This is a genomic window from Mycobacterium sp. NGS24, assembly GCF_059813065.1.
On sequence record NZ_JCALDW010000047.1, the window covers coordinates 1 to 429 of the forward strand.

A 429-nucleotide genomic window follows, 5' to 3' on the forward strand; every position below is an offset into this window, starting at 1 on the left:
GTAATCGAACTCGTTGGCGAAAATCGCCGGCGTATTCAACCCCAGGAAATTCGTCGCAATCAACGTCATCAACGAGACCCGGTTCGCCTCCACCGCCAACGGATGCACCGTGGCCGTCAACGCCCCCTCAAACGACGACGCCGCCGCCCGCGCCTGGGACGCAGCCGCCTGAGCCTGCGCCGCCGCAGCCCCCAACCAGCCCACATACGGCGTCGCCGCAGCCGCCATCGACACCGACGCCGGACCCGCCCACGGACCACTGGCCAAACCCACGATCACCGAATCGAACGAATTCGCCGCCGCCGACAAATCCGCGGCCAAACTCTCCCAAGCCGCCGCGGCCACATGCAACGGACCCGACCCGGCACCGGCAAAAATCCGCGCCGAGTTGATCTCCGGCGGCAACCACGCGAAATCCAAGAACATCGC

Annotated in this window: 1 protein-coding gene; it reads right to left on the bottom strand. The window is 66.2% G+C overall.

Features of this window, described 5'->3' with window-relative positions:
• Positions 1-426 (bottom strand): PPE family protein (locus AC5Y6Y_RS25775; protein ID WP_499930822.1); only part of this gene is annotated, 426 nt, incomplete at its 3' end.
• Positions 427-429: the final 3 nt, after the last annotated feature.